Source organism: Sphingobium psychrophilum (assembly GCF_012927105.1).
Taxonomy (GTDB): domain Bacteria; phylum Pseudomonadota; class Alphaproteobacteria; order Sphingomonadales; family Sphingomonadaceae; genus Sphingobium; species Sphingobium psychrophilum.
The window spans coordinates 55,027-67,327 of record NZ_JABBFV010000024.1 but is presented as its reverse complement, the minus strand read 5'-3'; the positions used below and the strand labels follow the sequence as shown (position 1 = coordinate 67,327).

The 12,301-nt window shown below is 64.6% G+C and carries 12 protein-coding genes; 4 read left to right on the top strand and 8 right to left on the bottom strand.

What is annotated here, in order from left to right; genetic code table 11:
- The 4 genes from HHL08_RS21745 to HHL08_RS21730 form a co-directional block, all read right to left on the bottom strand.
- On the bottom strand, positions 1–230 hold a 230-nt coding region (locus HHL08_RS21745; RefSeq protein ID WP_169575050.1), incomplete at its 3' end, for a hypothetical protein.
- Between the two features lie 382 nt (positions 231–612).
- Positions 613–1,623, bottom strand: coding sequence for an aldo/keto reductase (locus HHL08_RS21740; RefSeq protein WP_169575049.1), 1,011 nt, complete (start codon positions 1,621–1,623; stop codon positions 613–615).
- 1 nt (position 1,624) lies between these two features.
- Positions 1,625–2,794, bottom strand: a complete 1,170-nt coding sequence (pobA, locus tag HHL08_RS21735; protein ID WP_169575048.1) for a 4-hydroxybenzoate 3-monooxygenase — start codon at positions 2,792–2,794, stop codon at positions 1,625–1,627.
- A 168-nt stretch (positions 2,795–2,962) separates the two neighbouring features.
- The gene (locus HHL08_RS21730) at positions 2,963–5,383 is read right to left on the bottom strand and encodes a hypothetical protein (protein ID WP_408021798.1); all 2,421 of its coding nucleotides are present in this window, start codon (positions 5,381–5,383) and stop codon (positions 2,963–2,965) included.
- Positions 5,384–5,460: 77 nt separating this feature from the next.
- Between HHL08_RS21730 and HHL08_RS21725 the strand changes: the two genes are divergently transcribed.
- From HHL08_RS21725 to HHL08_RS21710, 4 genes are read left to right on the top strand one after another with little or no spacing between them, the layout of a single operon-like run.
- Positions 5,461–6,177, top strand: a complete 717-nt coding sequence (locus HHL08_RS21725) for a DUF3237 domain-containing protein (RefSeq protein ID WP_235955217.1) — start codon at positions 5,461–5,463, stop codon at positions 6,175–6,177.
- Between the two features lie 38 nt (positions 6,178–6,215).
- Positions 6,216–7,511 (top strand): MFS transporter, encoded by a 1,296-nt coding sequence (locus HHL08_RS21720; protein WP_169575047.1) that lies wholly within the window; start codon positions 6,216–6,218, stop codon positions 7,509–7,511.
- Between the two features lie 46 nt (positions 7,512–7,557).
- Complete coding sequence (locus HHL08_RS21715; protein ID WP_169575046.1) at positions 7,558–8,430, top strand: helix-turn-helix domain-containing protein; 873 nt, start codon at positions 7,558–7,560, stop codon at positions 8,428–8,430.
- 31 nt (positions 8,431–8,461) lie between these two features.
- The gene (locus tag HHL08_RS21710; protein ID WP_169575045.1) at positions 8,462–8,689 is read left to right on the top strand and encodes a hypothetical protein; all 228 of its coding nucleotides are present in this window, start codon (positions 8,462–8,464) and stop codon (positions 8,687–8,689) included.
- Between the two features lie 66 nt (positions 8,690–8,755).
- Here the strand turns inward: HHL08_RS21710 and HHL08_RS21705 are convergent, their stop codons facing one another.
- The 4 genes from HHL08_RS21705 to HHL08_RS21690 form a co-directional block, all read right to left on the bottom strand.
- On the bottom strand, positions 8,756–9,697 hold the full coding sequence (locus tag HHL08_RS21705; RefSeq protein ID WP_169575044.1) for a Gfo/Idh/MocA family oxidoreductase: 942 nt from the start codon (positions 9,695–9,697) through the stop codon (positions 8,756–8,758).
- A 149-nt stretch (positions 9,698–9,846) separates the two neighbouring features.
- Positions 9,847–10,740, bottom strand: coding sequence for a class III extradiol dioxygenase subunit beta (locus HHL08_RS21700; protein WP_169575043.1), 894 nt, complete (start codon positions 10,738–10,740; stop codon positions 9,847–9,849).
- Between the two features lies 1 nt (position 10,741).
- Complete coding sequence (gene ligA / locus HHL08_RS21695; protein ID WP_169575042.1) at positions 10,742–11,194, bottom strand: protocatechuate 4,5-dioxygenase subunit alpha; 453 nt, start codon at positions 11,192–11,194, stop codon at positions 10,742–10,744.
- Positions 11,191–12,216, bottom strand: coding sequence for an amidohydrolase family protein (locus HHL08_RS21690; RefSeq protein WP_169575041.1), 1,026 nt, complete (start codon positions 12,214–12,216; stop codon positions 11,191–11,193). Before HHL08_RS21690 ends, ligA begins: the two co-directional genes overlap by 4 nt.
- Positions 12,217–12,301 lie beyond the last annotated feature (85 nt).

Below are 12,301 nucleotides of genomic sequence, written 5' to 3'. Positions count from 1 at the left end.
AAACTCTCAAGTTTGATGTCCGATACGTACCAGCCGGAATAGGGCCGATACATACCGCTCATTTCCAGGAGCCATTCCTGCACAATATATTCTAGTGGAATATACTGAGACATATGAACGATCTGCCGAGAAAGCCCGACAAACCCCAATAAGGAACGGCCTAATTTAACCGATACATCCACGCCTGAAAGCCGTGAATAACCGGAGCCGCCGCCCACATGTCCCTTCATCTATCCAACAATGTCAAAGAACCGACAAATAAAGAGGGACGACCATTCTTCCTCGAAACTGGTTCCGAGGGAGGGTGTCCCGTTTATGTTGGCGACCGTCTGGTTCAGCGCCGCTGTGGCGTCGTCCCGTCCGGTGGAGGCCAACTAGGGGAGGCATCTGAGTCGGTCAACCGGAAAAAAGCGCGCTTTGTGAATTTTCTGAGACAATGCTGGGAAATCAACCCGCCAAAGCTGTAGAATAGCGCGGATTTCCGAGCTTTTTCATACCTCTATCCGCAAGAAGACGCGGAACGGCCCTCCCCGCTCCACGTCCTCATGTTCCGCACCGATCCTCCACCTGCCCGAATCAACATGCTGAAAGGACAAGAGAATCGCGTTCGATTCAGGCCAATGGCTCTCCCGCCCAGCATTCGGTGTCGATCTGGGCCTGCGCCTCGCGCGAATAGCGCGGCCCCGACGGCGCGTTGAAGGGGAACAGCGCCTCTACCGCCGCGATCAGATCGTTTGGCCAGACACGCGCCAAGGTGGCCAGATCCTCGTCGAGATGGGCGATGCTGGTCGTACCGGGAATCGGCACGACATGGTCGCCCTTGGCCAGCAGCCAGGCCAGGCACAGCTGCGCCGCCGTACAACCGGCTTGATCGGCCAACGCCTTCAGCCCCTCCACCAATGTCAGGTTCGCCGCCAAATGGGGAGGCTGGAATCGGGGCATGGAGCCGCGAATATCGCCCTGCGCCAGATGGGCGGCGTTCGGATTGCCCGCCAGAAGCCCGCGGCCGACCGGGGAGAAGGCGACGAAACCCGTCCCCAGTTCCGCGCACGCCCCCAGCACCGCCACTTCCGCATTGCGGGTCCAGAGCGAATATTCGGTCTGCATGGCGGCGATCGGATGGACGGCATGGGCGCGGCGCAGCGTCGCGGCCGACATTTCCGACAGGCCGATCGCCCCGATCTTGCCCGCTTCCCTGGCCCGCACCAGCGCGCCGACGGAGTCCTCGATCGGCACATTGGGGTCGAGCCGATGGAGATAATAGAGGTCGATATGGTCGACATTCAGCCGCCGCAGCGAATCCTCCAGCACCTTGCCGATCGCTTCGGGCGACCCGTCCAGCCCGCGCTTGCCGTCAATCTCCCCCAGCACGCATTTGCTCGCCAGCGTGAAGTCCCCCCGCCGGTCCATCAGCGTGCGGCCGAGTAGTTCCTCGTTCGCGCCGAAGCCATAGAGCGCCGCCGTGTCGAAGAAGGTTACGCCGACATCGAGCGCATGGCGGAGCAGCCGTTCCGCGTCCGCCGCATCGGGACGCGGGAGATAGGCGTGGGACAGGTTCATGCACCCAAGGCCGATGGCCGAAACGGTGAAGGGGCCGATGGTCCGTGTGGGGAGGCTGGTCATACTATAAAGGCAATCCTACATAATTTTCCGCGATCGTCGTCTGCGCCGCGACCGAGGAGGCGATATAGTCGAGGTCGGCGACCTGCATCCGGCGATCAAACGCATCGCTATCGGGGAAGCGGTGCATCAATGTCGTCAATTGCCATGAAAAGCGTTCGGATTTCCAGACGCGGGCCAGCGCCTTGTCCGAATAGCCTGCCACCGCGTCGCTGTCATGACGTTTGAACCAGCCGATCAACGACTGCGACAGGTAATGGACGTCGGACATGGCCAGGTTCAGGCCCTTGGCGCCGGTCGGCGGCACGATATGCGCGCTGTCGCCGGCCAGCATCAACCGGCCATGGCGCATCGGTTCGAATACGAAGGAGCGCAGCGGCGCAATCGACTTTTCCAAGGCCGGACCACGGGTCATATGCGCCGCCGCCTCCGGCCCCAGCCGGATCGCCAGTTCATCCCACAACCGGTCGTCGGACCAGTCCTCCAGTCTTTCGTCCAGCGCCACCTGCACATAATAGCGGCTGCGCGTAGCCGACCGCATCGAGGCCAGCGCAAAGCCGCGCTCGTGATTGGCATAGATCAGTTCATGGTTGCACGGCGGCACATCCGCCAGGATGCCGAGCCAGCCGAACGGATAGACCTTCTCATAATGGCGCGCGACCGACGCCGGCATCGCCTTGCGCGAAGGGCCATGGAAGCCGTCGCAACCGCACAGAAACTGCGCATCGATCCGATGGGTCGCGCCATCCTTGCTATAGGTGAGATAAGGCGCGTCGCCATCGACATCATGCAGCGCCACGTCGGCGGCGTCATAGATGATCTCCAACCCGCGTTCGGGCGCGGCCTCCATCAGGTCGCGGGTCACTTCGGTCTGGCCATAGACCATCACCTGCCTGCCGGTCAGCGCCGCGATGTCGATGCGGATCAATCGTTCCCCGTCGGCCAGGTGAAAGCCGTCATGCGGCAGTCCTTCGGCATGCATCCGCGCGCCCAGCCCCAGCCGGTCCATCAGGTCGGTGGTTGTGCGTTCCAGCACGCCGGCACGGATGCGGCCAAGCACATAATCGGGCGACGCCCGCTCGACGATGACGGCATCGATCCCCTCGGCGCGCAGCAGATGCCCTAGCATCAAACCGGCCGGACCAGCCCCGACGATAGCGACCTGCGTCTTCATGATCATCCTCTCCATGTCCTTTGGCATTGGAGGGCATGATGCCGGGTCGCTAAGCGCACGCCCATGGCGGGACCAGCCGCTTATTTGGATGATTCAACCGACCTTGCGCCGCCAGATCGGGACTTCAGGGCCAACGCGCCCAGGCAAGAGTGGACTATCCGCCGCCGATCACGCCGCGGGCAGCGTTACCACGCTGTCGGGCGCGTCGCGCAGCCGCAGATACAGATTGCCGTCCTGCGGCGCGGGTGCCTTCAGCGCAGAACCGGTATAGCCATGGGCCACCTGCGCCGCCTGGTCGAGCGTCGGCGTCGCGCCCACCGCATCGATCAGGAACAGGTCGCGCCCCGTGATCGTGCAGCCGTCCGCCTTTGCCGCACAGGCCACCGCCTCGATTTGCGGCAGCCGCGCCAGCGTCACCAGTGGTTGCCAGTCGCTCACCTCGCCACCGCGCAGCAGGCGAAAGCGCAGCGGACCGAACAGGGACGGCGCCATCGCCTTGGGGTCCAGCGTCGCGACCATCACCTTGGGGCTTTCCAGCCGCAGGCCATTGGCGGCGGTCAGCCGGATCGGCGCGCCATCCTCGATCGGCGCAACCTCGATCGCGTCGCTCGCGCTCAGCTTGGTGCCCTCGCCCGCCTGTACAGAAAAAACGAGCTGGCCATTATCCGGCAGCAGATTGTCACCGTTGAGCGTCAGCGCTTTGCTGTTCGCAGGCGGCGCGCCCAGCCTGATATCCTTGCTTAGCAAGCCTATCTGCGGCCGCGCGCTCGCAACCATCACGGTAAAGTTCACGCTCCGCCCGTCGCGCAGCTTGACCCGCGCCGTCGCTTCGCTGCCGGCATCGGCTGCCACCGCATCGCCCTGCACCACCAGCCGCAACCGGTCGACCGCGCCGTCGCGCGTCAGTCCGTCTGGCCGCAGCCGCAGGCCGTTCACCTCCACGCTGTCCACCTGATCCAGCCGTTGCCCGGACAGCAAGGCCGCCTTGTCCCTGGCATGGAGCAGCAACCCGTCCAGTCGGCTCGCCTGCGCATAGCTGCGCAGCGCAATCACGGACGGTTGGGCCACGCCCTGATATTTGACCTCGACGCTGAGCGCGCCGGGCTTGCGATCGGCCAGTGCCACGGTCAGCGCCAGCGCGTCGCGCCCCTGCACCTTCCAGTCCACCGCCTGAGGCGCGCCCTCCCCTTGCCGGAGCATCACGCTCTCGACGCAGGCGGGCGCGCCGCCCTTCAGCACCAGCCCATTGTCGCGCCCGACGACCAGAGCGGCGCTATCGCCCTCGACCGTCCATCCGCCCGCATCGGGCATTTGCACCATGAAGTCCGGCCCCTCGAAACGGTCGAATCCCCAGCGACCATAAAGATGGCCCTGCACCGTGCCCTTGAAGGTCGGGGGCACATCGCCCCCGGTCAGCACATAGCCGCCCCGGTCGGCGCGCGCCTCCAGCGGCAGGTCTATCGCCTGGCCCGCCGCCGTCTTCAACGCCAGCTTCACGTCGCGCGCATAGGGGGTGGAGAAGATCAGCGGTGCGCCCTCCACCGGCAACACCGTACCGGCATGCGCCACGCAGAGCGGCGCGTCGCCGCTGCGGCGCAGGCGCGGCGGACTGTCCGCCTCGATCGAGGGCATGGCGACGACCATGACCGACTTTGGTTTCTGGAAGGACGGCGCGGCATTCAGCAATAGCGACATGCCCTCTGGCTTGCGCACGCTCAGCGTCGGCAGATAGTTGAACTGCGGGCTACTGAACGCGCCGAATATCTTCGCGATATCGCGGACCACGCCGATATAGGGACTGTAGAAACCATAACCCGCCTCTCGCGTCGCGGCTAGTTGCAGCGCCAGGTCGGTCGGTGCCCCGGTCAGCGTCTCGGCAATCGAACTGCTATGCACGTCCGACAGCACCAGCGCGTCGCGATTGTCGAGCAGGCAGGCCGCCTGCATCTCGACCACCTTGGACAGGCACTCTTCGTTCAGCTTCATCGCCAGGCTGCGCGCCAGCGTCGGCGCGACGCTGCGCAGATATTCCGGATGGCTGTTTTCCTGCGCCTTGATCCCCGCCATAAAGGCGTCCAGCCGCGACCGGTCCAGCGACGCCTGGTTCAGATCCTGCGTCGCGCGGACGAATTCGCCAGGCTTCCCCCGCACCGCGTCGGACAATACGCCTTCCGCCCCGCCGGTATCAGGCACCAGGAACAGCACCATCTGCCGCGCGCCCTTCGGCACCGTCAGCACCAGCGCCTTGTCCTTGTCCTTCTTCTTCCATGTCTCGGCGAACTGGACCCAGTCCTTGGGCGGCGGGTTGGTCGCGCCGCGTAGGAAGGCGGACACCAGGATGAAGCGCGCGCCCTGATCGGCAGGCAGGTCCGCCTCGATCGATAGACGGTCGCCTTCGGACAGGCTCGGCACCTGCGCGATGGGTAGGCTCTGGTCGCCGCGCATCACCAATATGTTCATCGCCGGGCCGGGCAATTCGAACGGCGCAGGCTCCGCTGCGCCCAGCGAAGCAGGCGCCAGCACGGCCAGCATCAGCCCGCCCAGCGCGCAGCGGGCGGCCCGCATCATCCTGTCGATCGGCAAGGGCATCATATGTAATCCGACATCCAGTTTCACGGCCCCCCAAGCGCCTTTCCCATATGGTCGGGCATAAGCCAAGTAGAAGGATGACGTCGCCAGCCCCCGTCCTGTTCACCGACGCCGCTTCGCGCGCGCCAGAACCGGCCCCATCTTTCGGTAAAATCATGGGCCATATTGGCCATGGCACCATGATCCTCTATTCCAAGGCCAGAAGCCGCCACGTCGGCAGACAGGGAGAGATGATGACCAGCGACATGCACCGCCGCGGCCTGCTCAAGGCCATGCCCGGCCTCGCTCTTGCCGGCACCGCCGCCCCGCTCGCCGCGGCGCAAGGCGGCACGCTCGCCACCCCGCCACTCAGCCTCGCCATGCGCCTGCGCGTCCTGATCGGCGCGCTGCGGGAACTGGGCATGGTCGATGGCGTGCGCAAGCGGGTCATCCCCATCACCGGCGGCAGTGTCGATGGCCCCCGCCTCACCGGCAAAGTCCTACCCGGCGGCGCGGACTGGCAATCGATCCGGGCGGACGGCACCGCCGATATCCTCGCCCGCTATTCGTTGCAGGCGGATGATGGCGCGATCATCTCCGTCATCAATCCGGGCTATCGGCACGGCCCCGCGCCGGTGCTGGCGCGGATCGCGGCGGGCGAGGTGGTGGACCCCGCTCTCTATTATTTCCGCACCACCCCGCGCTTCGAAGTGTCAGGCGACGGCCCGCACGCCTGGCTTGGCCGCACCGTCTTCCTCTGCACCGCCGCCCGCTTCAAGGACCATGTCGCGCTGGACATTTTCGCGGTCGGCTGACACTAACAGACGATAGAATATAGCGGACAGGATCAAGGATGACCGACATCAGGCACAGGCTGGACGAAGCCCCCATGGGCCGGCTCCAGATCGCGGCGATCATCCTGTGCATCCTGCTCAACGCGCTCGACGGCTTCGATGTGCTGGCCATCAGCTTCGCCTCGCCCGGCATCGCCAAGGAATGGGGGATCGATCGCGCCGCGCTCGGCCTCGTCCTGTCGATGGAACTGATCGGCATGGCGGTCGGGTCCGTGCTGCTCGGCAACCTGGCCGACCGCATCGGCCGCCGCCCGACCATATTGGGCTGCCTTGTCGTCATGGCGGCGGGCATGGCCGGCGCGACCCAGGCGTGGGACGTGGTGTCGCTCTCGCTCATCCGCTTGGCGACGGGCCTTGGCATCGGCGGGATGCTCGCCTGCACCAACGCCATGGTCGCCGAACTGTCCAACGCCCGCTCCCGCAGCCTGGCTGTCGCAATCATGGCGGCCGGCTATCCGGTCGGCGCGATCCTGGGCGGGTCGGTCGCGTCCTACTTGCTGGTGGCGGGGGACTGGCGCGACATATTCCTGTTCGGCGGCATCGTCACCGCACTCTTCCTGCCCATCGCGCTCTGGCTGCTGCCCGAATCGATCGGCTTCCTGTTGCAAAAGCGGCCGCAAGGCGCGCTGGCGCGGATCAACCGCCTGCTCGCCCGCATGGGCCATGCCCCGGCCGACGCCCTCCCCGCGCCCGATCCTTCAGGGACCAAGCCATCCTTCGCCTCTCTGTTCGCCCCCGGCCTGGCGCGCACCACCATCCTGCTGACGCTCGCCTATTTCTGCCACATCATGACCTTCTACTTCATCCTGAAATGGGTGCCCAAGATCGTGGTGGACATGGGCTTCGCGCCCTCGGCCGCCGGCGGCGTGCTGGTCTGGGCGAATGTCGGGGGCCTTGCCGGCGCGCTGCTGCTCGGCGCACTCAGCTGGCGGCTGCCGCTGCGCGCCCTGGTCATGGTGGCGATGGTCGCCTCCACCGTGATGGTAACGCTCTTTGGCCAGGGGCAGACCACGCTCGCCGGCCTCAGCCTGATCGCGGCCTGCGCGGGCTTCTTCACCAATGGCGCGGTGGTCGGCCTCTATGCGCTGGTCGCCCAATCCTTCCCGACCGCCGTGCGCGCCGGCGGGACCGGCATCGTCATCGGCATCGGCCGTGGCGGCGCGGCGCTGGGGCCGATCCTCGCTGGCCTCCTCTTCACGCTGGACTTCGGCTTGCCTGCCGTCGCGATCGTCATGGCGCTCGGTTCGCTGGTCGGTGCGGCCTTGCTGGCTATGCTCCGCCCCCGCCCGGCCTGAGCGCTTGCGGACAGGCGGAGCCGGGCGCATAGATGGACGATCCATCATGTCGACCGCCCCCGTCCCCAGCTTCTATCTCTATGGCGAACCGCAGCGCAGCGTGGCGGAAGGCTTCGTCCATGTCGAAAGCCTGGACGATCGATCCCGCCCCAGCGAATGGACGATCCGCCCGCATGTCCATCGCGACCTTAACCATATCATCCTGATCGGCGAAGGCGGCGGCGCGATGCAGGCGGAGGCGGCGCAGGTCAGCTTCGACGCGCCCTGCCTGCTGCTGATCCCAGCCAGCATCGTCCATGGCTTCACCTGGCACAGCGAATCGCGCGGCCATGTCACCACCATCGCCGACGCCTATCTGCGCCATCTGATCGCCCGCGACGCCGATCTCGCCCCGCTTTTTGCTCACCCCCATGCCGTCCCCCTGCCGGTCGGCGACGGCGGCATGGCGCAGGACATTATCATGCGCATGGCGCAGGAACTGGGCTGGTCCGGCCCCGGCCAGCGCGCCGCCGTCGAATCCGCGCTCCTCTCGCTGATGGTGCTCGCCCTGCGCCGCGCCACGCTGGCGCAGGCGGCGCGGCCTGGCACCGCGCGTCAGGCCGCGCTGGTCGCGCGCCTACGCGAACGGATCGAACAGCGATTCCGCCAGCGCGAACCCGTATCGGATCACGCCAAAGCGCTCGGCACCAGCCTCACCGCTCTACGCCAGGCCTGCGCGCAGGTCGCGGGCAGCTCCCCCGCCCAGATGCTCGACGACCGCGCCTTGCTGGAGGCGCGCCGGCTGCTCCTCTATTCCCAGCTGTCGGTGGCGGAGATCGCCTATGCCATCGGCTTTGAAGACCCGGCCTATTTCTCGCGCTTCTTCACCCGCCATATCGGCCAGCCGCCCCGCGCCTATCGCGCCGCGCGGACAGGTTGACGCCGCGCGCAGCGCCCTTACATAGCCTGCCATGACAGCGGAAAAGCTAACCGACCTGCTCGTGGCCCGGCTGGTCCGCGACCATGGCAAGAGCAAGCATCACTGGCGCAAGGTGGTCGGCAAGCTGCGCCTCTACAGCCCGGCCACCCATCCCCATTGCAACTGGAACGCGACGCCGACCGGCAGCTTTCAGGATATCGCGCTGATCGAGAGCCTGCTCGACGACCTGCGCATGACGCACCCGCTGTTGACGGCATGACACGCAAAAAGGGCGCGGCGGATAAATCCGCCACGCCCTTCCTTGCGACCCCGAAGGGATTCAAGCTTAGCCCGCCAGCTGCGTTTCCAGTTCGCCCAGCACGCGATAGCAATCGAACACCTTGGCGACGCTCGAATTGGGATCGCGACCTTCGCGGATGGCGCTGATGAATTCGCGGTCCTGCAATTCGATGCCGTTCATCGACACGGCGACCTGGCTGACGTCGATCGCCTCTTCCTTGCCGTTCACCAGATCGTCGTAGCGCGCGATATAGGTGTCGCTGTCGCCGATATAGCGGAAGAAAGTGCCCAGCGGCCCGTCATTGTTGAACGACAGCGACAGGGTACAGATCGCCCCCGTCTCGCTCTTCAACTGGATCGACATATCCATGGCGATGCCCAGTTCCGGATGGATCGGCCCCTGGAGCGCGTGCGCCGACACGATCTTGCCCGCCTGATAGGCGAACAGGTCGACCGTATGTGCGGCATGATGCCACAGCAGATGATCGGTCCAGCTGCGCGCCTCGCCCTTCGCGTTGATATTCTTGCGACGGAAGAAATAGGTCTGCACGTCCATCTGTTGAATATTGAATTCGCCCGCCTTGATGCGGTTGTGGACGAACTGGTGCGACGGATTGAAGCGGCGGGTATGGCCGACCATGCAGGTCAGGCCGGTTTCCTTCTGCTTGGCCAGCACCGCCTGCGCGTCGGCCCAGCTATCGGCCAGCGGAATCTCCACCTCGACATGCTTGCCCGCCTCCATGCAGGCGATCGCCTGGGCCGCGTGCATCTGCGTTGGCGTGCACAGGATCACCGCATCCACGTCGCTGCGGCTAAGCGTATCGTTCAGGTCGGTCGTCACATGGCCGATGCCATATTTCTCCGCGACCTTCTTCGTGGCCTCCAGTTCGCGACCGATGATCGACGTGACGGTCACGCCATCGATATTCTTGAGGCCATCAAGATGCTTTTCGCCAAAGGCGCCGGCACCGGCCAGGGCAATACGCATGAGAAACTCCGTACTTTAACCCCCTCCCTTTCAGGGAGGGGTTGGGGGTGGGTGCGATTGCGCAGCAATCGCTAGCAACGCCTGCGGGTAGATCGTGGGCTCGCAATGCTCGCCACCCCCTCCCTTTCAAGGGAGGGGCGTCAAATTAGCTATTCCGCCGCGATCACCACGACATCGCTGCCGGTCATGTCCAGTCCTTCGCCATTATCCGGGCGCAGCACCATATGGCCGATCGCGGTGTTGGAGCATGGCACATGATAATGGCGGTGCAGCGCGCGCGTCTTCTTGCCCAGCGCCCCGCGCATCACCAGCCACATCACCATCTCGATGCCCTCGCTGCCGGTTTCGCGCAGATATTCGATATGCGGAATCCGGCGCAAATGGTCGCTGTCGCCGACCAGCCCGTCAAGGAAGCGGTTGTCCCATTCCTGGTTGATCAGGCCCGCGCGCGGCCCCTGCAACTGGTGGCTCATGCCGCCCGTGCCCCACACCTGGACGTTCAGATCTTCAGGATAGCTTTCGACCGCCTTGCGCACCGCTTCGCCCAGCGCCCAGCAGCGATTGCCCGACGGCGGCGGATAGGTGACGACGTTGACCGCCAGCGGGATCACCTTGCACGGCCAAGCTTCGGGTCTGCCGAACATCATGCTCAGCGGCACCGTCAGGCCATGGTCGACATCCATCTCGTTGATGATGGTCATGTCGAATTCATCCAGAATCAGGCTTTGCGCCATGTGCCAGGCCAGGTCGGGATGCCCTTCAACATCGGGCACCGGCCGCGGCCCCCAGCCCTCGTCGGCCGACTTATAGCGTTCGCCGCAGCCGATCGCGAAGGTCGGGATGATCTTCATATCGAACGCGCTGGCATGGTCGTTATAGACCAGCACGATCACGTCAGGCTTTTCGGCCTGTTCCCACGCGCGGGTCCAATCATAGCCGGCAAAGATCGGCCCGAAATAATCGTCCCGGTCCTTGTTGAAGTCCGACGCCACACCCAGCAGCGGCACATGGCTCGACGCCACGCCAGCAGTAATCCGCGCCATTTCAGCGATCCTCTTTCTTGGCGGCGGCGGCCGCTTCATTGGCCTTGATCGACCGCACGCCTTCGGGCGATCGCCCGCCGGCCATCATCATCGCGCGATATTCGGGGAACGCCATGTCGGTCATGGTGCTGACCGCCTCGGCAAAGGGAATGCCGTCGGTGGAAAACAGTTTGGACAGAAAATAGACGTTGCCGCCCAGGTCCAGGCACCGATTATAATCGCGCGCCAGCAACGCCTGCTTCTGGTCCTCGGTCAGCGGCCATTCGTCCATATAGGCCCGCTCGTCCGCCTTGAACTTCGCGCGATTTTCGTCCTTCATCAGGCTCATCGCAAACTGGTTGATATGATAGCCCTGCCGCGCGCGCTTGGCGGTGAAGACGCGGGTGCCGGGAATATCTTCCATCTCGGCCAGATATTCGTGGATATCCTGATGCTTGGGATCTTCTGTTATCATAGTCCCCTCTCCTTCAATTTTGCGTCGAGGCGCGGGAAGACGCGACGGGCATTGCCCGCGAAGATCGCAGCGCGCTCCTCGTCGCTCACGTCCAGCGCATCGACATAGCGTTTGGTGTCGTCGAAATAAAATCCGGTGGTCGGGTCGATGCCGCGCACCGCGCCGACCATTTCCGACCCGAACAGGATATTCTTATTCTCGATCACGTCGGCCAGCAGGTCCACGCCCGGCTGATGATAGACGCAGGTGTCGAAGAAGATATTGTTCATCAGATGCGTCGACAGATCAGGCTTCTTGAGCATGTCGGCCAGACCCCGATAGCGCCCCCAATGATAGGGCACCGCGCCGCCGCCATGCGGGATGATGAAGCGCAGCGTCGGGAAATCCTTGAACAGGTCGCCTTCCAGCAGCTGCATGAACGCGATCGTATCCGCCGCGATATAATAGCCGCCGGTCGCGTGCATCGCCGGATTGCAGCTGCCCGACACATGGATCATCGCCGGCACGCCCAGCTCGACCATCTTTTCGTAGAAGGGATACCAATATTTGTCCGTCAGCGGCGGATGGGTAAAATGCCCGCCGCCCGGATCGGGATTGAGGTTGCAGCCGATAAAGCCCAGTTCGGTGACGCAACGCTCCAGCTCCGCGATCGAATTGCTCATGTCCGCCTTGGGCGACTGCGGCAACATGCATACGCCGACGAACGTATCGGGGAACAGGCCAACGACCCGCGCGATCAGGTCGTTGCAGCGGATCGCCCATTCCTTGGCCACCGCCTCGTCGCCGATATGCGGCGCCATGGTGGACGCGCGCGGCGAAAAGATGGTGAAGTCCGCCCCGCGCTCCTTGATCAGGCGCAACTGGTTCGCCTCGATCGTCTCGCGGATTTCCGCGTCGCTGATCTCAGGATAGGGCGGGCACGCCGTACCGTCCTTGAACGCCGCCTTCTGCGCCTCGCGCCAGGCGTCATGCCCCTTGGGCAGGACGGTGTAATGACCGTGGCAATCGATAATCAGGCTCATCGCGTCTCTTTCCTCAACCCTTATTCCGTCACCCCAGCGCAGGCTGGGATCTCAGGCAACAGCACGCTATGCCCGCCCCAAAAAC

Bases quoted from the DNA above. Each gene is read 5' to 3' on its own strand.
- HHL08_RS21740 (WP_169575049.1), bottom strand. From the start codon at position 1,623: ATGACCAGCCTCCCCACACGGACCATCGGCCCCTTCACCGTTTCGGCC.
- pobA (WP_169575048.1), bottom strand. From the start codon at position 2,794: ATGAAGACGCAGGTCGCTATCGTCGGGGCTGGTCCGGCCGGTTTGATG.
- HHL08_RS21730 (WP_408021798.1), bottom strand. From the start codon at position 5,383: ATGCCCTTGCCGATCGACAGGATGATGCGGGCCGCCCGCTGCGCGCTG.
- HHL08_RS21725 (WP_235955217.1), top strand. From the start codon at position 5,461: ATGACGTCGCCAGCCCCCGTCCTGTTCACCGACGCCGCTTCGCGCGCG.
- HHL08_RS21720 (WP_169575047.1), top strand. From the start codon at position 6,216: ATGACCGACATCAGGCACAGGCTGGACGAAGCCCCCATGGGCCGGCTC.
- HHL08_RS21715 (WP_169575046.1), top strand. From the start codon at position 7,558: ATGTCGACCGCCCCCGTCCCCAGCTTCTATCTCTATGGCGAACCGCAG.
- HHL08_RS21710 (WP_169575045.1), top strand. From the start codon at position 8,462: ATGACAGCGGAAAAGCTAACCGACCTGCTCGTGGCCCGGCTGGTCCGC.
- HHL08_RS21705 (WP_169575044.1), bottom strand. From the start codon at position 9,697: ATGCGTATTGCCCTGGCCGGTGCCGGCGCCTTTGGCGAAAAGCATCTT.
- HHL08_RS21700 (WP_169575043.1), bottom strand. From the start codon at position 10,740: ATGGCGCGGATTACTGCTGGCGTGGCGTCGAGCCATGTGCCGCTGCTG.
- ligA (WP_169575042.1), bottom strand. From the start codon at position 11,194: ATGATAACAGAAGATCCCAAGCATCAGGATATCCACGAATATCTGGCC.
- HHL08_RS21690 (WP_169575041.1), bottom strand. From the start codon at position 12,216: ATGAGCCTGATTATCGATTGCCACGGTCATTACACCGTCCTGCCCAAG.